Source organism: Streptomyces sp. NPDC024632 (assembly GCF_055559175.1).
On record NZ_JBVHLD010000012.1, the window covers coordinates 289,080 to 310,734 of the forward strand.

At 70.2% G+C, this 21,655-nt stretch carries 21 protein-coding genes; 8 read left to right on the forward strand and 13 right to left on the reverse strand.

What is annotated here, in order from left to right; translation table 11 throughout:
* Positions 1–145: 145 nt before the first annotated feature.
* Both ACZ37P_RS25585 and ACZ37P_RS25590 read left to right on the forward strand, forming a co-directional pair.
* Positions 146–1,507: a hypothetical protein gene (locus tag ACZ37P_RS25585; protein WP_401853960.1), complete on the forward strand. Its 1,362-nt coding sequence runs from the start codon at positions 146–148 to the stop codon at positions 1,505–1,507.
* A gap of 720 nt (positions 1,508–2,227) precedes the next feature.
* Positions 2,228–3,130 carry a hypothetical protein gene (locus tag ACZ37P_RS25590; protein ID WP_467348767.1) on the forward strand — a complete coding sequence of 301 codons (903 nt, stop codon included), beginning with the start codon at positions 2,228–2,230 and terminating at the stop codon, positions 3,128–3,130.
* Between the two features lie 353 nt (positions 3,131–3,483).
* Here the strand turns inward: ACZ37P_RS25590 and ACZ37P_RS25595 are convergent, their stop codons facing one another.
* From ACZ37P_RS25595 to ACZ37P_RS25620, 6 genes are all read right to left on the reverse strand, one after another.
* Positions 3,484–5,958 (reverse strand): SufS family cysteine desulfurase, encoded by a 2,475-nt coding sequence (locus tag ACZ37P_RS25595; protein WP_467348768.1) that lies wholly within the window; start codon positions 5,956–5,958, stop codon positions 3,484–3,486.
* Positions 5,959–6,200: 242 nt separating this feature from the next.
* Entirely contained in the window at positions 6,201–6,341 is a 141-nt protein-coding gene (locus ACZ37P_RS25600; RefSeq protein ID WP_467348770.1) for a hypothetical protein, read from the reverse strand.
* Positions 6,342–6,500: 159 nt separating this feature from the next.
* Positions 6,501–6,893 carry a phosphotransferase family protein gene (locus ACZ37P_RS25605; RefSeq protein WP_467348812.1) on the reverse strand — a complete coding sequence of 131 codons (393 nt, stop codon included), beginning with the start codon at positions 6,891–6,893 and terminating at the stop codon, positions 6,501–6,503.
* A 372-nt stretch (positions 6,894–7,265) separates the two neighbouring features.
* Positions 7,266–7,655, reverse strand: coding sequence for a PPOX class F420-dependent oxidoreductase (locus ACZ37P_RS25610; RefSeq protein WP_391117868.1), 390 nt, complete (start codon positions 7,653–7,655; stop codon positions 7,266–7,268).
* A gap of 270 nt (positions 7,656–7,925) precedes the next feature.
* A complete protein-coding gene (locus ACZ37P_RS25615) occupies positions 7,926–8,651 on the reverse strand; it encodes a dienelactone hydrolase family protein (protein ID WP_401311008.1) in 726 nt (241 codons plus the stop codon).
* A 356-nt stretch (positions 8,652–9,007) separates the two neighbouring features.
* The gene (locus ACZ37P_RS25620) at positions 9,008–10,219 is read right to left on the reverse strand and encodes a S8 family peptidase (RefSeq protein WP_467348772.1); all 1,212 of its coding nucleotides are present in this window, start codon (positions 10,217–10,219) and stop codon (positions 9,008–9,010) included.
* Positions 10,220–10,536: 317 nt separating this feature from the next.
* On the opposite strand from ACZ37P_RS25620, the gene ACZ37P_RS25625 reads away from it, so the two are divergent.
* Both ACZ37P_RS25625 and ACZ37P_RS25630 read left to right on the forward strand, forming a co-directional pair.
* The gene (locus ACZ37P_RS25625; RefSeq protein ID WP_401722329.1) at positions 10,537–10,839 is read left to right on the forward strand and encodes an ArsR/SmtB family transcription factor; all 303 of its coding nucleotides are present in this window, start codon (positions 10,537–10,539) and stop codon (positions 10,837–10,839) included.
* Complete coding sequence (locus ACZ37P_RS25630) at positions 10,836–11,228, forward strand: VOC family protein (protein WP_467348775.1); 393 nt, start codon at positions 10,836–10,838, stop codon at positions 11,226–11,228. The genes ACZ37P_RS25625 and ACZ37P_RS25630 overlap by 4 nt, the downstream gene beginning before the upstream one ends.
* A 269-nt stretch (positions 11,229–11,497) precedes the next feature.
* Here ACZ37P_RS25630 and ACZ37P_RS25635 read toward each other — a convergent pair whose 3' ends face one another.
* From ACZ37P_RS25635 to ACZ37P_RS25660, 6 genes are all read right to left on the reverse strand, one after another.
* Positions 11,498–12,259: a nucleotidyltransferase domain-containing protein gene (locus ACZ37P_RS25635; RefSeq protein WP_467348776.1), complete on the reverse strand. Its 762-nt coding sequence runs from the start codon at positions 12,257–12,259 to the stop codon at positions 11,498–11,500.
* Positions 12,260–12,339: 80 nt separating this feature from the next.
* Positions 12,340–12,639 carry a hypothetical protein gene (locus tag ACZ37P_RS25640; RefSeq protein WP_467348778.1) on the reverse strand — a complete coding sequence of 100 codons (300 nt, stop codon included), beginning with the start codon at positions 12,637–12,639 and terminating at the stop codon, positions 12,340–12,342.
* A gap of 147 nt (positions 12,640–12,786) precedes the next feature.
* Complete coding sequence (locus tag ACZ37P_RS25645; protein WP_467348779.1) at positions 12,787–13,857, reverse strand: HTTM domain-containing protein; 1,071 nt, start codon at positions 13,855–13,857, stop codon at positions 12,787–12,789.
* Complete coding sequence (locus ACZ37P_RS25650) at positions 13,847–14,437, reverse strand: DUF5819 family protein (RefSeq protein WP_355345550.1); 591 nt, start codon at positions 14,435–14,437, stop codon at positions 13,847–13,849. The genes ACZ37P_RS25645 and ACZ37P_RS25650 overlap by 11 nt, the downstream gene beginning before the upstream one ends.
* Before the next feature lie 246 nt (positions 14,438–14,683).
* Positions 14,684–15,949: an ice-binding family protein gene (locus tag ACZ37P_RS25655; RefSeq protein WP_467348780.1), complete on the reverse strand. Its 1,266-nt coding sequence runs from the start codon at positions 15,947–15,949 to the stop codon at positions 14,684–14,686.
* Positions 15,950–16,292: 343 nt separating this feature from the next.
* Entirely contained in the window at positions 16,293–17,657 is a 1,365-nt protein-coding gene (locus ACZ37P_RS25660) for a preATP grasp domain-containing protein (RefSeq protein WP_467348781.1), read from the reverse strand.
* 212 nt (positions 17,658–17,869) lie between these two features.
* Here ACZ37P_RS25660 and ACZ37P_RS25665 point away from each other — a divergent pair, with 212 nt between their 5' ends.
* Genes ACZ37P_RS25665 through ACZ37P_RS25675 form a run of 3 tightly spaced genes read left to right on the forward strand, consistent with a single transcriptional unit; the run spans position 17,870 to position 19,867 of the window.
* Complete coding sequence (locus tag ACZ37P_RS25665) at positions 17,870–18,511, forward strand: HemK2/MTQ2 family protein methyltransferase (RefSeq protein WP_355345559.1); 642 nt, start codon at positions 17,870–17,872, stop codon at positions 18,509–18,511.
* Positions 18,495–18,764, forward strand: coding sequence for a CDGSH iron-sulfur domain-containing protein (locus ACZ37P_RS25670; protein ID WP_355345562.1), 270 nt, complete (start codon positions 18,495–18,497; stop codon positions 18,762–18,764). The genes ACZ37P_RS25665 and ACZ37P_RS25670 overlap by 17 nt, the downstream gene beginning before the upstream one ends.
* On the forward strand, positions 18,764–19,867 hold the full coding sequence (locus tag ACZ37P_RS25675; protein ID WP_467348784.1) for an iron-containing redox enzyme family protein: 1,104 nt from the start codon (positions 18,764–18,766) through the stop codon (positions 19,865–19,867). The genes ACZ37P_RS25670 and ACZ37P_RS25675 overlap by 1 nt, the downstream gene beginning before the upstream one ends.
* A gap of 121 nt (positions 19,868–19,988) precedes the next feature.
* Here ACZ37P_RS25675 and ACZ37P_RS25680 read toward each other — a convergent pair whose 3' ends face one another.
* Positions 19,989–20,444, reverse strand: a complete 456-nt coding sequence (locus tag ACZ37P_RS25680; protein ID WP_401310978.1) for a hypothetical protein — start codon at positions 20,442–20,444, stop codon at positions 19,989–19,991.
* 299 nt (positions 20,445–20,743) lie between these two features.
* On the opposite strand from ACZ37P_RS25680, the gene ACZ37P_RS25685 reads away from it, so the two are divergent.
* Entirely contained in the window at positions 20,744–21,484 is a 741-nt protein-coding gene (locus ACZ37P_RS25685; RefSeq protein ID WP_467348786.1) for a dienelactone hydrolase family protein, read from the forward strand.
* Positions 21,485–21,655 lie beyond the last annotated feature (171 nt).

Below are 21,655 nucleotides of genomic sequence, written 5' to 3' on the forward strand. Positions count from 1 at the left end.
GCTGCTGATCTCCTCGGCCGACAACGACGCCAGGAGTTTGACAGCCTGCTTCGGGCGAGAGCACGCTCCCAGAGCGAGCGCCATAGCGACGGGTTCCCTCCACCCGCGGTCGCAGGGCGTTCCCGCCGTTCGCCGAGGAGCCGTCATGGCAAAACTGAACGTGCCGAATTCGCAGTTACGGGCGCTGCTGGCCGAGGCCGGGTGGACGGGTGAGCAACTCGCCCAAGCCGTCAACCGGGCCGGCCGATCATCCGGGCTGGCGCTGTCTTACCAGCGGGCGTCGGTATCCCAGTGGTTGGCGGGCACCACGCCCCGTCCGCCCGTCTCCGACCTGGTCGCGGAGGTTCTGACGCTCCGCCTGGGCCGCAGGGTTACGCCGCTCGACGCAGGATTTGCGAAGAAACAGGCCCCGGCGTCGACCGCTGAGCAGGAGAACAGCGTCCACTGGAGGAGTGTCCTGCTGACGAGTCTCGACAAGCCGTCCACCGCGGCCGGGGCCACGCGCATTTATCGGGCAGCGAGCCTGCCCGGCACCGAGGAGATCCCGATGGCCTGGCCGGACGGTGCGGCTGTTGAGGGTTTGGCCCCGTCCGCCGCCGAACTGCGCTGGGCCGGCTCGATGGTCACTTTGTTCTCCGTTGCGGACCGCACCTTCGGGGGCGGACACGCCAGGCCCGCGCTCCAGGGGTTCCTGGCCCACACCGTCGCGCCTTGGCTGTCGGCCCCGGCCTCGCCCGGTGTCCGCCGTGAACTGCTCACGACCGCTGCCCGGTTGACCTACCTGTGCGGTTTCATGAACTTCGACGACGAGCGCCAGGGCACCGCTCAGTCCCTCTACCGGCTGAGCCTCAGCCTGTGCGAGGGCGCCGACGACCAAACAGGCGCAGCGCTGGCCCTGCGTGCGCTGAGCGTCCAGTCCCGCGCCCTCGGATACTTCGCCAACGCTCGTGTCTTGGCCGAGGCGGCAGTAGCGCGAGGCGCCCGGCAGGCCCCGCGCCACGTCCGGGCCAGCCTCATCGGACAGCTGGGCGTGGCCGAGGCGGCGTCCGGCAACAAGAAGGAGGCGTTGCGCCTGCTGGGCCGGGCCGAAAGCAACCTCGGCCGGACATCGGACGCGCCCCATGACGTCGGAGCGTTCGACACCGCCGCCTTCGCCCATCAGGAAGCTGTGGTGATGCATTACCTGGGGCAGAAGAAGGACGCGCTCCTCGCGCTGGAACGGTCCGTACGCCTACGCCGACCTGGCGAGGCCCGCTCGCAGGCCATCCTGCTCGCGCGCCTGGCCGAGCGCCAACTCGCCCAGGGCCACGTGGAAGCGGCATGCCAGACCTGGCACGGCTTCCTGGATATCATCCCCGGCCTCACCTCCCGGCGCATAGACCGGGCCCGCAACGAGTTGGCCGCACGCTTGCGCCCCTACCGTACGCTTCCGGCAGTCGCGGCCCTACTGCGCCGGAACAGCGCGCTGATCCCGGACCGGGACGGCGCGACGTCCGGCATGCGCTGAGGAAGGCACCGGTCGAGAACGGCTCGACAAGGGTCGGGTCGGTGAACTATCAGTGCGGCACTGGGCTGCGCCGGCTCTCAAGCCGCGCATGCCGGGGCCGCCGCCCGGCCAGCCCTCTGCCGACCCGGCCGCAGGACAGCGCCGGAGGCAGAAATCGGTCGAATTGCCCGCGTCAGCGCCCGCGCCGCCGGGCTACGCGGGCGCCCGGCGTCCACCACGGCCGTTCTGACCGCCGCCCGCGCAAGCCAGGGCAAACGTCCCCCTCCGAACTAGCCCAGGTCACGGCGGAGTACGGCCCCGTGCGCTGCTGACCGCAGCCCGTCAAAGGTGGCTGGGAATCTCCGGAAAGATATTCGAAAGCGGGCCTTTTCCTTTATGCGCAGACCTGTCTGTGCTCTGCTGATTTGAGCCAGTCCTATGACTCGGACATAGGACAGATCGGGTAAGGCAGGGCTGGGCATGAACAGGACACGTAAGACCGAGCGCTTCAATGTCACAGCAGACCGCTCCACTGCGGACTTCCGTATCGCCACGACTTTCCTCCATCCCACCAGGGGCGAGGTGCGGTGTCCGGCGTCCGGCGTGGTGACGGAGTGGCTTGGACGCGCGGGAGCCGAGGTGCGGGAAGAGCCGTTCGGAGCCCTCGACGCTCACGGTCCGACGCGGCGGAACACGGAAGCCGTCTTCGGGACTACGTACCTCGAACCCGACGGTACGGCAGTGGGCATCGCCGTCGCGTCTGCCGGGCACTGGCGGGAGGCCGAGGACGCGGTGCACCAGTGGACGCAGGCGATGAGGACCCGGCGCGTGCTTCTGGTTTCCGCCGACGAGCGGTGCGCCGGGCTGTTCCGCGGGCCGGCCGCTTCTGCCGGATCCGGTCAGGACGCCCGCCCGCTCCGCAGCCTGCCGAGCGGGCGGGCGTCCCGGCAATGCCCGCACCGCCTCGCAAGCCAGATGCTGACGGCCGACTTCCTCGCCCGGGGCGAGACGGTGGTGGTGCTCGGGCGGTCCGGAGTGCCCCAGGTGCCCGGTGCCGCAGGGGAAAGTGGGACCGCCGTCACCGTCATCGCCACCGTGGAGCACGCCCGTCACTTCCGGCCGGCGGACCCCGACCGGCTGTCGTTCGTCCTCTCTCCGTGCACCCCTGTCGAGCCGGCCGCAGAGATCCTCGGCGTCTTGCGGACCCGCTTCCCCAGGCTGCGCGGGCAGCATCCCGACCAGTGGTGCTACGCGGAATCGGACTTCCGTGCCGCGTCCGCCTCGGTCACGGACGCGAGCGACCTGCTCATCACCGTCGGGCACGGCCCCTTCCCCGCTGCCGGGGCCATCGTGCCTCCCAAGCGGTACCGGCACATCGACGGACTCGGCGACCTGCATCCCGGCGATCTGGCGCGGGCACCGACCCTGGGGCTCGTCGAACGTGGCCCCGACTCCGCCCACCTCACCCGGCAGATCCTCACCGCCCTTTCCGGGCTGGGTCCGCTCAGCGTCGTCCAACGGCAGTATCGGACACGGAAGTACGACATCCAGCACGTCCTCCGGTCGGCCAGGACCTCCCCGACTGAAACTACCGGCCTCCGGCCGGCAGACGGACGCATGGACGAGATCGGAGCGCACCTGTAGTACCGCGCCCGTATGCGGAGACTGAACACCTGGACGGGAGGGGCCTTGCGGAAGTTGACATATAGGCAAATCGCCCGTGACTGGCCACGGCATATGCTGGAGGCACAGAAGGCGGAGCCCCTCCATCCAGACCTCCCCCGGCCTACGCAGTGGGCGCGCCGGCCCAGGCCCGGCGTCGTTCCGCGGAGGGCTTGGACAGGCTGCCCCTCCCGACGGTGGCGCTACCGGCAGATACCGACGCCCGATGCCAGGGCGGCTTGGTACCGAGCCGAGAGACGGGGCGACTGAACGGATACCGCCTCGCGGTGTGCCCCCCTGGGGGTACAGGTGGGCATCGTCCTTACCCGCCGGGTTCAGGCGCGGATTTCGTAGACGGCACTGCGCGGTGTTTCGGCGGCACGGCGCCAGTGGGCGAAGCCGGCTTCTCGGGCCAGCGAACGCAGCGCGTCTTCGCCTGCGTGGTTGCCCAGGGCCTGGGGGCCGTGCTGGGCGACCGCTGCGGGCAAGCACAACCCTACGGACAGTGCCATGAAGAGTTTGCTGACGGGGTGCGTGTTCATCGTCGGATCCGCCTCTCCGTTGGGCTCGACGAGCATGACCGTGCCTGCCGGCTTGAGGATGCGGCGTGCACCTTTCAGGGCCGCGAGAGGGTCACCCATATCGTGGAGGCAGTTGAAGAAGGTCACCAGATCGTAAGCCGGGCGGTCGGCGTCAAGGTCGGCGGCGGCGACAGTGTGGAAGTGAACGCGGTCGTCGAGGTCGCGCTCTTCGGCGATGATCGCAGCCCGGTCGATGGACTCGGCGTGGTAGTCGTATCCGTCGAACGCAGATCGAGGGAAGGCCGCTGCCATCAGCATGGTGGAGTAGCCGACCCCGCAGCCGATGTCGGCGACCTGGGCGCCGCTGTCGAGGCGCTCGCGCACTCCCTGGAGGGCGGGCAGCCACCGAGTGACGATGTTCGCGTTGTAGGCCGGCCGGAAGAACCGCGCCACGGCTCGGAACATCTGTGGCGGGTATTCACTCCAGTCCACGCCCTCGCCGGTGCGGAAGCACTGGGCGAGCCGGTCTTCGACCCGGTAGAGGGTTTGCAGTGCGGTGAAGATGCCGACGCCCGCTGTTGGGGCGTCGGGGTGGGCGAGGACCTGGGCATGGGCGTCGGGGAGCTCGTAGGTGCGCTGACCGTCCGCTTCGGTGCCGGGTGATACCACGTATCCGGCGCCGTACTGGGTGTGCAGCCACTCGCGTACGTAGATCTCCTGAGTACCGGTCCGTTCGGCGAGTTGGACCGGTGTCAGCGGTCCCGCGCCGGCCATCGCCCGGTACAGACCCAGGCGGTCGCCGAGTGAGACGGCCAGTCCCCCCACCGCGGTCGCCGCGTCGGTGAACACCCGGTCGGAAAAGGCCGTCACCAGCTCAGACGGGGCCGAAGCCGCCGCGGGCTCGGGAGAGGCGACCGCACGCGCCTCCGCCTTCTCGCGCGTGGGTGAACCGCCCGCCTGATGCCCGGTGTGTTCGGCGAGTTCGGCGACCGCCTCGAGGAACACGTCGATCTCGTCCTCGGTGTTGTAGGCGTAGAAGGAAGCGCGAGTGGTGGCGGGCAGTCCGAAGCGCACACACGCCGGACGGGCACACAGGTGACCGACGCGGATGGCGATCCCGCGCTCGTCCAGGTGTTCTCCGATCTCGTCGGGAAAGCGTCCCTTGAGCGCAAAAGAAATCGCTGGCCCGCGATCACGGCTGTCAGCGGGGCCGACGATCCGTGCGCCCGGGATGTTCGCCAGCCCTTCGAGCGCGCGGGCGGTCAGTCGGGCGCAGTGCTCGGCGATCCGGTCGCGGCCCAGCGTGTCGAGGTAGGCGCAGGCGGCGGCGAGTCCGATGGCTTGGGCGATCATGGGAGTGCCGGCCTCGAATCGCTGCGGCGGGTCGGCGTAGGTGGAGTGCCCCATGGCGACGGTGTCATTCATCTCCCCGCCCGTCAGGAACGGTGGAAGCGCCCGCAGGAGCTCCCCTCTCCCCCACAACACCCCGATCCCGGTGGGGCCGCACATCTTGTGCCCGGAGAACGCCAGGAAGTCCACCCCGAGTTCGGTGACGTCGACGGGGAAGTGCGGCACCGACTGACACGCGTCCAGGACCGTCAGCGCCCCCACCTCCTTGGCGCGTTTCACCAGCACCGACAAGGGGTTCACCGTGCCGTACACGTTCGACTGGTGAGTGAAGGCCACAACCTTGGTGCGCTCGTTGACCACCTCGTCGAGGTTGTCCAGATCCAGTCGCCCTTCTTGAGTGATCGTCAGCCACGCCAGCTCCGCACCGGTCTGGCGGCACAACTGCTGCCAGGGCATCAGGTTCGAGTGGTGTTCCATCTCGGTGATGACCACGCGGTCACCCGGCCCCAGCGCCATGGACCGCAACTCACGCTCCGCACGGGAGGCGTTCGCCAACGCGTATGCGACGAGATTGAGTCCTTCGGAGGCATTCTTCACCAAGACCATGTCCTGCGGCCGGGCACCGATGAAGCCGGCGATCCTGGCCCGCCCCCGCTCCAGCAGATCCGTCGCCTCACGCGCCACCTGGTGGGAACTTCGGTGCACATTGGCGTTGTGAAGACGGTAGAAGTCGGCCTCGGCCGCCAGGACCATCTCCGGCTTCTGTGCGGTGGCCGCGCTGTCCAGATACACCAGCGGAACACCGCCTCCGACCCGGCGCGAAAGGATGGGAAAGTCCGCCCGGATCTCGTCAAGGTCAAACACCCGCTGGCTCGCGCCCGGCACAGAGTCCCGCAGGGCCGAGTGCGCACCGCACGGACAGTCAGAATCAGCATTCATATGCACCCTCCAGTTCATTCGATGAGTTCGAGGACGGCCGCAACACGCCCATTAACCAACTCTCCGCAGGGGACGTGTAGAGAAGCCGGTGACGGAGGTGTTAAATGCGCCGGGACGTTTACAATTGCTTACGCCACGCGGGACGCGCCTGGTGCGGCGGCGGAGAACTTCAGTTGCCGCGACGTGCTGCTACGGCATCGCGGTGATCCCCATCAACCCGCTGCGGGCCGAGGGCGATCTCGTCAAAGTTGGCGGCGCCATGGCAGGCCGGCCTTGAAGGCCGCCGTCATGCTGCGCGGGGCGGAATCCGCGAGCGGGCCGAGGGTGCCGGAGTTCGCCACTAGCTGATGCTCGTCGATCGGCTGGTGGCCACGCTGATCCATCTGCGCCACAACCTGTCGCACGCGGTGCTGGGACTGCTGGCAGTCGAGCTTAGGGCTGTCCTCACCCTCCCTGGCCTTGTCCTCGCGGTACTGCCGCAGCAGATGGAGTGCGATCGCGATGTCGATTCGCCCTTCCGTCGCTGTATTGGAGGGTGCTTACTAACCCACGGGGGACCAGGCCCACGGCCGTAACCCCTGGAGCCCGCGTAGGCACGCGACGCGGTGCCGCGCCTCGCGTTCCGAGACTGGATCCTGACCGGTGATCTGCAGGGCGAAGGTGACGAGGCGCAGTTCTCGGACGCTCCGCATGACGTCGTATCCGTCCCACGAGCGGACGTCGGCTCCGTACGCGCTACAGAACTCGTCGTACTCCGCAGACGAGACCGTGCCCAGCGTGTCGACAGCGACCTCTGTGGATCTCAGGTCCCATTCGGCTGGCCCGAGTGATGTTCGTTCGAAGTCGAGAAGGTATCGACCCCCATTGCCGGTCACCACGCAGTTGCCTCGCCGGGCATCACCGTGAATCACGCGGTCCGGGCGACCTGCGGGCAGCCTCGGCTATTCCTCGCGGAGTTCGGTCAGCGTTTCGAGAAGGATGTGCCGTGATGCTTCGCCCGCTACCTCGACGTGACTCCCCACCGCGACAGCGACCCCGACGGCCTGACCGTCATCCAGAACACGCACCAGCACGCGGGCCGTCCCGGCTTCGCCGGACTTGGCAGCGGCTCCCTGGCACCGCACACCGAGCGGTCCGGGACGCTTTCCCCGCCCCGCGCGATGCTCGTCGCCTGCCCGGTCACCATCCGAAGCGCCGGGCCCCACCGATCCCCACGCCGGATCGCGACACCACCCGGCCCCAGCTCCTCCGCCGACCGCCTCGGCGACGTTGGGAATGCGTTGGCGGGCGGGGACGCTGCCGCGCGGTCAGGCGAGGGTGATCCGGATGCCGACGGTGCCGTCCAGGCCGCGGCGCAGGCGGCTGCCCAGGAGGGTGAGTCTTCCGGTCAACCCGTACTTGCGGGCCAGGAGACGGCGGTAGTGCTGGGTCTGCTCGCCGGTGAGGATCTCCGCCCGTCCTGGGACGGGCTCGCCCGAGGGGTTGCCGCGAATGTCGCAGGCGGACACCAGGACGTCGGCGCGGTTGCGGATCCTCTTGACCTTGCCGGAGTCGGCGACCGTCCAGATACCGAGGGCATCACCGTCCTGGATCACCCACACCGGGGTCGGAACCTCTGTGCCGTCCCGACGGAAGGTAGTGACCCGGACGTACTTGCCCGATGTCAGCCGCTCAAGGTCCGTTTGACCATCTGTCATGGCGGAAGGGTACGTCACGGCTTGATGGAGCCTCCCTCTGCGTGCCCGGGATGCGCTTGCCCAGAAGGCCAGGTCGTGGGTGCGAGACCGGAGTGGGGTGATCGTCGGCCGTGCGGTGGTGACGTGCTGCCTCCGTCCAACGGCGGAGGGATCTCTTGGTGTCTTCGTAGCGAATCCGAGCTGCGGTGATGTCCTGCAAACCGGAGCCGCCGGAGCCGGTGGCGATCTACCGGCCTGGTTCGCGGCCCGGAAGGGCGGTTGCCGGCCGGATCACTCCGTTACGGGCAGGCACTCGGTGAGCAGGTCGATGACGTCGCGCCAGGCGCGTTGTGCGTGCTGTGGGTGGTGGCCGACGCCGGGGACCATGGGGTGGTCGACCGGCGGGTGGTGGAAGGCGTGGAGGGCGCCGCCGTAGACCACGAGGCGCCAGTCGACGCCCGCGGCCTGCATCTCGGCGGTGAACGCGTTGCGTTGCGCGGGAGGCATGATCGGGTCTTCCGACCCGACGCCCGCCCACACCGGGCAGCGGATGCGCGCTGCCTCGCCCGGCCGGCCGGTGGTCGTTGCGTTGACGGTGCCGATCGCGCGCAGGTGGGCGCCGTCGCGCCCCAGTTCCAGCCCGATGGCGCCGCCGGTGCCGTAGCCGATGGCGGCGATCCGGTCGGGGTCGGTGCGCGGTTCGGCGCGCAGCACGTCCAGCGCCGCGTGGCCGATCCCCCGCATCCGGTCCGGGTCGGCGAGCAGCGGCAGGCAACGGGCCAGCATCTCCTCGGGGTCCCCCAGATAGCGCCCACCGTGCAGGTCGAAGGCCAGCGCTACGTATCCCAGCTCGGCGAGAGCATCCGCCCGGCGGCGCTCGACGTCGCTGAGCCCCATGCCCTCAGGCCCGAGCAGCACCGCGGGCCGGCGGTCGGTACCGGCCGGGAGCGCGAGGTGCCCGACCATCGTCAAACCGTCAGCCGGGTACTCGACCGTACGCGTGGTAACCGTCGTCATACGGTTGGACCGTAGTGGCCGTCGAGCCCGGTCGGGCCGCTGTTCTCCGCCGGCGGAACAGAAACATCCGCGCACACCTCGCGCCCGCCCGGCCCGAGTTCCCAAGTCATCGGCCGACCTGGCAGGTCCTGGTAGATGACGGACAAGCCGAGCGGGTCGTTTGGCGTCGCCCGGTGAGGGGGCGGCGAGGCGGACGATGGCGGGGCTGCCGCAGCCGTGGAGGGGCGCCGGGCGCCGGTGGCGGATGCCGCCAGTCCACCGGCCGTCGTATCCCGGTCGGCCACCACATGGGCGGGGTCACGGTTGACGGCCGGGTGGCGCGATCCGCCTGTCACGATGCCGACGGCTGGTCCGGGCTAGAGTCCGTCGGTGAACAGAAGTGCGTTGGGGGACGTCGGGTTGAGCTTGGTCAGGACGTTCCGGGTGGCCGTGGTCTCCAGGAATTCGGCGGTCTCGGCGGGGTCGGCCGCGGGATGTTCCTGCTTGTAGAGGACGGCGACTCCGGTGGCGTGCGGTGCGGCCATCGAGGTGCCGTTCCGGGAGGCGGAGCCGCCGCCGAGTTTGGCTGAGAGGATGCCTTCTCCGGGGGCGTAGAGATTGACGCATGGGCCCCAGTTGGAGAACGTGCTCTGTTCGTCGGACCTGTTGCTCGCCGCGACCGTGACCACCCGCTGCGCGGAGGCGGGGGATTGCTCGCAGGCGTCCTTCGCGTCGTTGCCCGCCGCGAGGACCGGCAGGACGCCCGCGTCGGAGAGGGCGGTTGTGGCGGTGTTGAGCGCCGGGGACTTCTCGCCGCCGATGGAGGCGTTGAGGACGGCGGGCTGCACGGCGTGCTTGGCGACCCAGTCCAGGCCCGCGATCACCGCGGAGTCGTCGCCGTTGCCCCGGCAGTCCAGGACTCGGACACTGACCAGGCTCGCCTTGGTGGCGACGCCGTAGGTGTTGCCGCCGACCGTTCCTGCGACGTGCGTGCCGTGGCCGTTGCAGTCGGCTCCGTCCCTGCCGTCTGCGACCGCGTCGAAGCCGAACGTGGCGCGCCCGCCGAACTCGGAGTGGCCGTAGTCGATGCCGGTGTCGAGGATGTAGGCGGTCACTCCGGCGCCGTTGCCGGTGGTGATGAACTTCCCGTCGAGCGGCAGATCGCGCTGGTCGATCCGGTCCAGGCCCCAGGACGAGGCCGCCGGGCCCAGGCGTACCGCCGGGGTGGACGCGGTCGCCGGGTCGGGAACAGCGACCTTCCCGTCCTCCTCCACCGCCTCCACTCCGAGGCTGCCGCGGACGAGCGTCAACTGCTGGGGAGTGAGGCGGACAGCGAAGCCGTTGAGGACCGTGTTGTAGAAGAAGGCCGGTTTCAGACCCAGCTTCGCCGCCGTTCCGGCGGGGTCGATTCTCTTGTCGAGGGTGACGATGTACTCGCCCGGCACCCGGTCCGCCGCGTGTACCAGCGGTGCGGGCCCCGCGGCCGAAGCGGAGGGGGAGGCGGAAGCAGAGGGCATACCGGCGACGAGAGGCCCGCCGAGGGCGAGCACGACGGCACCGGCGAGAGCGATCTTGCTACGAGTGTTCACTCGGCTCAGGTGATCACGCGGAAACGATCCCTCCCAAGGACACCTCCCGGCGATTCGCGCGACTTGCTCCTGAGACTTCTGACCCGATACCTCGGGGTCAGCGCGCAGACGCTCGCTCCGCAGCCGGACCGCCCGGCGGACTACCTTCGATTGCCGGAGCAGCTCCGAGCGGACGTCTTGGCGAGGTTCAAACCCTCGGCCGGGCCCGTCGGCGAGGTTCACGCCGCCGTCGGGTCCGTGATCACTGCCTGGTCATCGATGGTTCCGCCGTGTGCCTCGGCTTGATAGGCAAGTGGGGGCTTGCCTATCATGGGGGCGTGGCCGATGACCTGTTCAAAGCCTTGGCCGACCCCACCCGCCGGACGATCCTCGACGAGCTCGCGGAGAAGTCAGGACAGACGCTGTTCGAGATCTGCTCGCGGCTGGCGATGAAGCATCGGCTCGGGCTCTCGCGTCAGGGGGTCTCGCAGCACCTCGCCGTGCTGGAGGCGGCCGGGCTCGTCGAAACCCGGCGGGAGGGGCGCTACAAGTTCCACGACCTGAACACCGACCCGCTGCGGCAGATCACCGAGCGCTGGCCTGTCCGCGGCACGTCCGAACCAAGGGAGAGCACCCCATGAGGATCCATCTGACCAGTGTGTTCGTCGACGACCAGGCCAAGGCCCTGGCCTTCTACACGGACGTCCTCGGCTTCGTGAAGAAGTACGACGTGCCGGTGGGCGAGAAGGACCGGTGGCTGACCGTCGTCTCACCCGACGAGCCCGGCGGGACCGAACTCCTCCTGGAGCCCGCCGGCCACCCGGCCGTCACGCCCTACCGCGACGCGCTCTTCGAGGACGGCATCCCCCTCGCCCAGTTCGCCGTCGGCGACGTGAAGGCGGAGTACGAGCGCCTGTCCGGGCTCGGCGTCCGTTTCACTCAGGAGCCCCTGGAAATGGGCCCCGTGACCACCGCCGTCTTCGACGACACCTGCGGCAACCTCATCCAGATCGCGACCCAGCCCCAGTAGCCGTCCGCCCCGCGCACCCGCCTGCGTCGCGTATCCGGCGTCGTCGGGGTAGTTCATGGACAGGCAGAGCAGTACGTCGAGTCCTGAGTCGCCCGCGACGCCGAAGCGTTTCCATTCGTTGCAGTGCGGCCAGGAGCGGGACAGGTCGGTGGTGCCGTCGTAGACGCTCACGTCCTTGAACGTCCCGGTCGCCACCTGGCCTGCTACTCATCCGATCAGCCGAAGGTGCATCCGGCGGCCCGTCATGACGTATCCACGCTGGGCGACGCCTACTCGGGGCTTCCGCCCATGGCCAGAGTGCGCTTGATACCACGCCGCACGAAGGCGCGGGCCCGCATCGCTCGGCGGATTCGCCGCAAAGGGCTGATCGGCTTGGGATCTGCGTACCGGCGCTCATGGATGTCTCGAACCACATCTGCCGGCGCACCCAGTTCCAGCAGTTCCGCGAGGGCCTCACCCTTCGTGATCAGCCGTCCGTCGCGTAGCGTGACGGTGGCTCGGGCCAGGACCAGCAGGCCCAGATCCACCCAGATGTCCCGGAGCCAAAGTAGGGGCTTGCCTGTGGCCGGAAGCCAGAACTGTCCCAGGTCGCGCCGGATGAAGTCCTCCAACTGCCCGCACGTGAGCGGCGGGAGCAGTTCCGTCGGCGACGGACCATGGAGGGTGAGCCCGCCGTCGAGCAGTTCTCGGCGGGTGACCGGTGTCACTGGGCGTTCCAGGATCATGCTGTGTGCCCAGGTGACATGGTGCGTCTCAACCTCGGAGAGCGATGTTGTGACCATGTATGAGCAGTGCAACTTGGCCGCGGCTGGCTCTTCGTCCAGCAGGCGCTGGTGAATGCTCGCCAGCCGGTCCCTGTGCTCGCCGTCCAGAGGGCGTTCGACGATCGCGATGAGATCAAGATCGCTGCGTCCCGGCTGGAAGTCGCCAAGCGCGAGTGAACCGTGTGCCCAGACGGCCACCATCGGCACCGCCAGCTGTATCTCGGAGACGAACCGGTTGAGAACGAGATCCGTTTCAGTCGCCGCCATAGCCGAGATCCTCGCACACGGGCACGCACTGCGCCGCAGGTTCCGCATGCTCACGAGCTACGGGGCTGGAGTACTAGTGGTCAGACGGGATCGGTGAACGAGATCGGTTTGCCGGTGGCTTGGGCGTAGGCGATCTCCCGGGTCGTGGACTCGCCGACGTAGCCGCCGGGGTTGACGATCAGAACGCGGTCGGCCAGGTCGATCTTGCGCAGGTGGAGGGCGTCCAGTGCGGTCTTCTGCTCGGTGCTGATCGGCGCGTCCGCTTCGCCCGGCGCGACGACGATGGCACCGGCGAAGGTCAGGTCACGGTTCGCCGCGCGCATCTCGGCCACGAACCGGGTGGAGCCGCAGATGCAGACGATCTCGGGCCGGTCGGCCACGGCTGAGTCCTTCGGGTCGAACGGGAAACCGTCGGAGCCGACAGTTTACGCGGCGAGATGGACACCACGCGGTCGGCGGGAGGCGGCGTGCTCGACGTCGTGAGGTCCGGGGGCGCCCGGCTCACCGGCTTCCGCTGGCGACACAGCCTAGAGCGCGGGTTGGGCGGGGATGGGGGGCGCGTCGGTGGGGTCCGGTGGCTCGGTGGGGCGGCGGAATCGGCGGAGGTGGGCGGAGAGGGAGAGGTAGAGGCGGTCGGGGAGGAAGGCGGTGTCGGCGATGATCATCGCCGCGGAGAAGAGCGGCAGACCGAGGAAGAGGGCGATGCCGGTGTGCATGCCGATCAGGACGACGAGGACGGGGTACTTGAGGCGGCCGAACAGGACGAAGGGGAAGGCGACTTGGACGAGCACGGTCACGTAACCGGCGATGACGAGCACCGTCGGAAAGCTGTCGGCGAGATGGGACAGCGCGGGCCAGGGCTGGAAGAGGGGGAGGTTGAGTACGTCGTGCAGGGCGGTGCCGTTGCCCCAGGAGGCACCCTGGACCTTGTAGAGGCCGGCGGATCCGTAGAGGAAGCAGACCTGGGCCGCGATGACGAACATGCCGCAGTTGTGCAGCACCGTGGTCAACGTGCGCCGGATATAACGGAGTTGCACGAAGGCGCGCGTGTCCGGGCGGGCGGGGCGAAGCCGAGTGCGGCGTGCGTCCAGGGACCAGCGTCGTCCGCAGGCGGTGAACATCAGGTAGACGGACATCAGCAGGGTGAGGTTGTCGCCGCCGTCCGTCATGAAGAGCGCCCTGGCGTGGAATGAGGCGACGACGACGGCGAAGAGCACGGAGACCGCCCGCGTCCGCCAACCCAGCGCGAAGAGCGCGCAGATGATCACGGCGAAGGCGTAACAGATCTCGAAGTAGACCTTGTTGTCGGACAGCGTGAGGATGCTGGCCCAGCCGCTCTGGGCGAAGAGCTGCCGGGCGAGGTCGGGAGTCCACGGCGAGCCGGGTCCCCAGATCTCGTCGCGATGCGAGAACTCCCGCAGCAGGAAGACGAGGTAGAGCAGTCCGTATCCGATCCGCAGCACGGCCGCCGCGTACAGGGACACCGGTCGCTCCGTGAGCAGGGCGTACGCCCTGCCGGTCCCGTTCGGGGTGGGCCGCGGCACACGGGGCGCCGACCGCACCGCGTCGTCAGTGGACGTCACCTGGTCAGTGGTCATTCGAGGGCACCTTCCACCAGGGCAGCAAACGGGTGTCGGCGGCCGTGGCCGCGGTGGCGACCGGACGCGCGTGCTGGACGGCGACGGGCACGGTGACCACTCGGAGTTGGACGGACTGGACGGGACCGTCGCCGACGGGTCGGCGGGCCCCCACGCGCTGCACCGCGATGTTGCGCAGGTACCGCTGGGTCATGACCGCGCGGTCCGAGTGGGGCTCGTCGTCGCTCCCGTGCGTGTCGACGTAGGAGGACCAGGCCCGGCGCAGCATGTTCTGGTGGGTGTGGCTGGGGAACGGGTCGTGCTCGACCGCCGCCGTGTCGGCTGCGGTCAGGTCGACCCACGCGGTGACGTGCATGGTCCCGTCGGGGCCGGTGCTCGCGACACGGGCGTAGACCGTCCGGTCCACCGACTCGGGATCCGGCGCGAACAACTGCCAATTCTGCTCGAAGACCGGGTAGATCCAGGCGTTGATCTGGCGGCCGAACCGCTGCGAGATCGGATTGGCCGGTGCCACGTGCAGGAACACCATGGCCACATGGGTCAACGCCGTGGCCACGATCAGCGCGATTGCGATCCCCATGCCCGCTCTCAGCGGGACGGGCAGTCGGTGTTGTCCGGAGAACTCCGGTGATTCGTCCGGAAATTCCCGTACGTGCGTGTCGGAATCGACCCGCACCGCTGTCCCTGCTGCCCGCATCTGCGCCTGCCCTCTACTTTCCGCTGCTGCCTTTTGTGCGGCCCGGTGCCGCGGCGCGCGGCGGATTCGGTGTCAATTCCGCCGCGCACCGCTTGGTCGCTCACCGAGCGGGGTCGTGCTCCGGGCGCGTCAGCGCTGGTGACCCGCCTGGGAAGCGGGTTGTGCGCCGTAGCCCTGGTTGTCGGACCAACCGCCGGGCTTGCCCGGCTTCTTCTTCGGCGGGCAGTGCTTCACGGGCTTCTTGGGCGGGCAGTGCTTCACCGGCTTCTTCGGCTTGCAGTGCTTGCCCGGGTAGTGACCCGTGCCGCCGGTCGAACCGCCGGTGGTGGCCCCGCCGGTCGTCGTACCACCCGTCGTGGTGCCGCCGGTCGTGGTGCCGCCCGTGGTCCCGCCCGTGGTCGTGCCACCGGTCGTCGTACCACCGGTGGTCGTCCCACCGGTCGTGGTGCCACCGGTCGTCGTCCCACCCGTGGTCGTCCCGGCCGTCGTCCCACCCGTGGTCGTCCCGCCCGTGGTGGTTCCCGCCGTCGTACCGCCCGTGGTCGTGCCGCCGGTGGTCGTGCCACCCGTCGTCGTGCCACCGGTCGTGGTCCCGCCGGTGGTCGTGCCACCGGTCGTCGTACCGCCCGTGGTGGTGCCACCGGTCGTCGTGCCCGTGCCGCACGCCGGCCGCGTGATGCGGTTGGTGTCCAGCGTCACCGAGCCGTTACGGGCCAGGGCGCGGCCGTCGATGCTCGCGCCCGTGGTCACGTTGATCGAGGTCAGGGCGAGGATGTTGCCCACGAAGGTGGAGTTGGTGCCGATCGTGGCCGAACTGCCGATCTCCCAGAAGACGTTGCACGGCGAGGCGCCGTTGACCAGGAGAACGCGGCTCGCGGACGCGGTGGTCAGGCCGGAGCCCACCTGGAACACCCACACGGCGTTGGGATCGCCCTGGGCGTCGAGGGTCAGCGTGCCGGTAAGGCCGAGCGTGGACGAGGAGGTGTAGACGCCGGGGACCAGGGACAAACCCCCGGCGTCCGGGGGCAGCGCCGAGTCCGTGGCCTGTCCTGCGGCGTCGTTGAACGCGGTGACCAGGTCGGACTTCGCCTGGAGGGCGACCGCGTCCGCCGAGTGCTGGGCCCCGTTGACCAGGCCGGGCGGGAACCCGGTGATGGCGGTGCCGGGGCTCACCCCGAGGTCTCCGGTGATCACCGAAGGACCCGTGTTGGTGACCGTCTGACCGGCCAGTACGGCGAAACTGTCCGCCGTTCCCAGCGGGACGGCCGTGGCGGTGGCATCCGCCTGGGTCGATACCGCGGCGACGAGAGACGCGGCGATCAGCGGCGCGACCACCGCCGCGACCCACGTGGGAATGGTGCGACCTTTCGGCGCGGGCAGGATCTGTGACGTCATAGAGGCGTGACTCCTGACAGGAACGGCAGCGAAGCCCGAAAGGCGGGTTCTGAGGACGGCCGACTCCGTGCCAGGCACACTAAAGAAAGAGATGCGGAAGCGATGCACGCATACGAGTGAAGGATTGATTTATCAACCGGCATGGTCGAATATCGCAGAATCGCGAGGCCGGAAAAACGTTCCCGCTATTGCACGTCACGCCGGAATGCGCCGCGAAGAAATCATCGCCATGAGCGGCCGATCAAGAGCACGGGTGCCCGCCGGTCGCCCCCAGGCGGACCGATCCGGCCCATCTGCGGTCGCCCGAAACGGAGTTCGGCCCCGCGCGGACGCGCTCCGGGGTTCAGTCCTGGAGCGCGGACGGCAAGGACGCCGCCAACTCGTCCAGCCTCCGCGCGGAGCGCGCCAGGATCGCGTACCGCCAACTCACGCCGTCCGCAGGGGCGTCGGCGTAGAGGACGACCCCGTCGCCGCGTTCGGGGTCGTAGTCCAGCGCGCGGTCACGGAGGCGGTCGAGTGCGGCGGTGAAGGAGTACGGACCGGACGCGTGGACCGTGCCAGTCGTCCAGGTGACGGGGGTGCCGCGGGCGAGGCGGACGACCAGGTCGTACGGGGTGGTCGTCGCGGTGCGGCGGACGTTGGACTCGGTGGCGTACAGGGTGCCGTCGGTGGCCACGAGGGCGTCGATGTCGTAGGGACCGCGGTAGCCGTGCGCGATCAGGTGGCGGCCGAGGGCCATGCCCCAGTCGCGCAGTTCGTCGCACACCGTCGGGTGCACGATGCCGCGCAGCGGAGCCCGGTAGCCGGTGAAGGAGCCGTCCTCGGTGCGCATGGCACCGTCGAAGAGCGGTCGCGGCGCGTCGGCCGCGGCCACGAACTGGGCGCTGATCGAGACGGTGTGGGGGACGTACTCCTCCACGGTCCAGCGGCTGTCCGACCCGAATCCTTCCGACCCGAATCCTTCTGACGCGAAACCGTCCGGCCCGAAACCGTCGACACCACGTCCGTCCACGCCCAGACCGTCCGACCCGACGACACCACGCCCGTCCACACCCAAGCGATCCGCCGCGACCAGCGGATCCTCGGCGCCGACGAACCGCAGCCCGTGCCCGCCCGCCGACCGGTCGGGTTTCACGACACCGCGCCCGGAAACGGCCGCGCGGAGCACCGCGCGTACGGTCTCGCGCAGGTCCGGCCCCGAGCAGGTGCGCCCGTACGGCACGCGCATCCCGGTCCGCTCGGCCACGGCGCGGAAACCGGCCTTGGTGTTGCACAGCTCCGTGACCGCCAGCGCTTCGGCGCCGACCGCCGGCCCGCCGCGACCGCAGGGCGACACCGGCACTCCCAGCGCGGCGGCGAGCGCGAACGTCGACGCGTCCAGGGCGATGGGCAGCAGCCGGGTGCCGGGGCGGGCCGCCGCGAGCGCGCGCAGCTCGTCGGTCAGGCCGGGCGTGTCGGCCACGGAGTCGGCCATCGCGACACCGGGTCGGTCACGGACGGTGACGATCCGTACGGAGTCCCTCGGGACGCCGGTCAGGGCGCACGCGTATCGCGCGAACGGCTCCGACAGCGGGACCGGGGTCAGCAGTACGTCACCGGGCCGGGTCAGCCAGATCTTCCGCGGGGCCTGCTCGGCCCACCGGGCGACCACGGCGTGTTCCCGCAGGTCGACAGCGAGTGCGGAGGCGAAGTTGGCAAGAACGATCAATGATGGAGTGCCACTGTCCTTCGGCGCCATAGAGGGTGTGTGCCCGCGATCGCGGCGGGAAACCCGGTTCCGGAATTTCCGGAACCGTCCGAATCCCTATCGGGTCGCCGTCCGTCGATTGGTACCCCGCATCCGGGGCAGTCGGCCCTGGACCACACAAATAGGTGACTCAAAGTCATCGCATCATGCGTCGGAGGTGGACCGTGCTGTGTATGCCAGGTGTCTATCAACCCCAGCAGGACACCCACCTCCTGATGCGGGCCATGTGCCGCGAGGCCGTGGCGCCCGGGATGCACGTACTGGATCTGTGCACCGGCAGCGGCGCGCTGGCCATCTGCGCCGCGCGGCTGGGCGCCCGGGTGACCGCCGTGGACATCGCGTGGCAGGCCGTGCTCTCGGCCCGCGCGAACGCCCTCAGGGCCGGGCGACGGGTACGGGTGCTGCACGGCGACCTCGCGGGGCAGCGGGGACGGCACGACCGCCCGTACGACCTGGTGGTCAGCAATCCGCCCTACGTCCCCTCCCCCGCGGCCGAGCCGCCGGTACGGGGCGCGGCCCGCTCCTGGGACGCGGGGCACGACGGGCGGGCGGTCGTGGACCGGATCTGCGCGACCGCGCCGCGCGTCCTGGCGCCGCACGGCGTCCTGCTGATGGTGCACTCGGCACTGTGCGGGGTCGAGGCGACGCTGGCCTCCCTGGCGGAGGCCGGGCTGCGCGCGGCGGTGACCGACCGGGAGCTGATCCCCTTCGGGCCCGTACTGCGCGGACGAACGGCGTGGCTGCGGCAGGCGGGACTGATCGACGGGGAGCAGGACAAGGAGGAGCTGGTGGTGATCCGTGCCGAACACGCCTGAGCGCCCGCGCCGCGTCCTGGTCGAACGGGACGGGCCCGTCCTGGTCGAGGGGCCGGTGACCGTCGTCGGCGACGACGGTGTCGCCGTGACCTCGCACCGCTTCATGGTCGCGGTGTGCACCTGCCGCCGCAGCCGGACGCACCCGTGGTGCGACACCAGCCACCGCCGCCGGTCCAAGGGCGGCGGGGACGGAGAGCCGCCGGCGTGCGGCGCGCAGCGGACGGCTCCGGCCGGGCCGGAGGGAGAGTCCTGATGACGACCGCGTACCCGACCGCGAACCCGACCGCGAACCCGCCGACCGCGAACCCGACCTCCTACCGCGAGTCGCGTGCCACCACTCCCCCGCTTCCGACGCCCCGCGGGCCGCTGTCGGCCGCCGTGGTGGCGTCGCTGCGCGACGGCGCGGGAGAGCTGCCCGGCGCCGGTGCCGTGGCCGCCGCCGATCCGTACGGCGACGACCTGCAACTCTCCCTGTATTCGCTGTACGAATTGCACTACCAGGGCTTCGCGGGTGTGGCCGACGACCGTGAGTGGGACGTGGAGCTGCTGCGGACGCGCGGCTTCCTGGAGGACCGTTTCCTGCGCCAGGTGCGCGCGGACGCGCCGACCCGCCCGCACGCGGCGGACTCCGTCGCCGCCCTGCTGGTCGAACCGGTGGGAGACGACGGCACCGGTGTCAGTCATTACCTCCAGCCCGAGGGCCATCTCGAGCACTTGCGGGAGTACGCGGCCCTGCGGTCCCTGTACCACCTCAAGGAGGCCGATCCCCACGCCTGGGTGATCCCGCGCCTCCACGGCCGGGCGAAGGCGGCGATGGTCGCCGTCGAATTCGACGAGTTCGGCGGCGGGCACGCGGAGGACATCCACGCGCGGCTCTTCGCCGACCTGATGACGGACCTCGGCCTGGACACCGCGTACGGCCGCTATCTGGACGCGGCGCCCGCCGAGGCGCTGGCGGTGGTCAACCTGATGTCGCTCTTCGGCCTGCACCGCGCGCTCCGCGGCGCGCTCGTCGGGCACTTCGCCGCCGTCGAGATCACCTCGTCGCCGGGTTCCCGGCGGCTGGCGCAGGCGATGCGCGCCAACGGCGCGGGCCCTGCCGCGGAGCGCTTCTACGACGAGCACGTCGAAGCGGACGCCGTCCACGAACAGGTCGTACGCCACGAGGTGATCGCTCCTCTGCTGGCCGCGGAGCCGCAGTTGGACGCCGACGTAGTCCTCGGCATCGAGGCGACCGGGCTGCTGGAGGACCGTCTCGGCGCGGCGCTGCTCGACGCCTGGCGGAACGGACGCAGCGCGCTGCGCACGCCGTTGGAACCGCTACGGGACCGGCCGTCGCCGCGCACCGGAGGCTGACGGTTCCCCTGCCCGACGCGGGTCCGAGGAATCGACCCACCGGCCCGGCCCGATGGCGGCGCCATGGGCTCGGGGGCGCGCCGCCGGGCCGGTGGCCTCATCCGGGCGGGCGGGATACGGGTCAGGCCGGACGCGGGGGCCGGGCCGTGTGGTCGGGGTGGCCGTGCGTGCGGCGCGCCTCCTTCATCTCGGCCTCGTGGATGTGGCGCGCGCCGCCCGCCAGGTCGGTGCGGATCTGCTCCTCCATGCGCCGGAAGGGTTCGACGTACGTGTCGTCGTACGCCTCGACCATCTGGAAGGTCCAGTAGCCCGGCAGGACGTTGCGGCCGACGATCTCGCGTTCGAGCCGCTCCGCGTGTTCCGCGTGGCCCGCGGCCCTGAGGTGCTCGACCGCCTCGCCGAGTCGCAGGTCGGCTCCCCCGGTGAGCTGGTGGAAGTCGTACAGCCGCCCGCGCGCCCGCTCCACCGTCTCGAGGGCTTCGGAGAGGATGCCGAGCGCCTCCACCGAGGCGTCGCTCAGCCCTGCGGGACGTCGGGCCGGTGCCGCGGGGCCGCGCTCTTGTTCATGGTTGGTCATGTGCAAGACCTTCCCCGGCCGGCCGTGTCCATCACGGCGATCGGAGCGCCCGGCGCGACCGGCCCGCGGCGGGAGGCCGGGGGCGGGCGCACCGGGGACGGCCGGCGGCCACGGCGTCGCGGGGAAAACCCGTTGGCGAAGCGTGCCCGGCCCTTGCTACCCTCCCCGAGGCCGTGCGAGAGAACGAGGAGGTGGTACCCGTGAACGCAGTATCCACATGGGTGCTCCCCTCTGGGGCCACGGTCGGGCGATAGGTCGTCCGGGAGCGCCGTCAACGAGCACTCCCGAAAGGCACGACCATGCGATTCACTTCTGAGCAGCGCCTCGACGAAGGCGTCCTCGAACGCGAATTCACCCTCGGCGAGATCCCCGGCATTTTGTGGACGCCCGATACGGCGTCCGCGGCAGCAGCGGCGCCGCTGGTTCTGCTCGGCCACCCTCCCCTCGGGCTGCGTAAGATGTACCCCCGGCTGCTGGGCCGGGCCCTGGGCTGCGCGGCGGAGGGTTTCGCCACGGCCACCATCGAGCTTCCCGGAAGCGGCGACCGACCTCGCCTGCCCGCCCTCGACGAGGCCCGCGCCGACCTGCGCCGGGCGATGGAGACCGGCGAGCCGGTCGGCGACGAGATCGTCCACGCCCTGGTCCTCCCTCTGGTGGAGGCGGCCGTCCCGGAATGGCGGGCCGCCCTGGACGCCCTTCTCGCACTGCCCGAGGTCGACGGCCCGGTCGGGTACTCGGGAGGGGTGATCTCCGTCGGCGTCCGGCTGGCGGTGGTCGAGCCTCGCGTCTCGGCCGCCGTTCTGTTCGCCGGGAGCCTCGTGCCCCGCGCCATCTTCGAGGAGGCCAGGCAGGTCACCATTCCCCTGCACGTGCTCCTTCAGTGGGACGACGAAGGCAACGACCGGCAGGCGTCCCTGGATCTCTTCGACACCTTCGGCTCCAAGGAGAAGTCCCTCCACGCCCACCTCGGCGGACACGCCGGAGTCCCGGAGTCCGCGGGTGCCGCCGCGGCCCAGTTCTTCACCCGCCACCTGAAGTAGCAGCGCGCCGTCAGACCGGTCCCGGACGGTAGCCCGCTCCGACCGGGACGGCCCCGGGGGGGGGGGGGGGGCGGGGGGGGGGGGGGGCGGCCCCCCCCCCCCCCCCCAGAGGCGACAGGGGGAGGCGGGGATCCGTTGCCCCCCTGTCTCTTGGGCTTCTCTTCCTCTAGC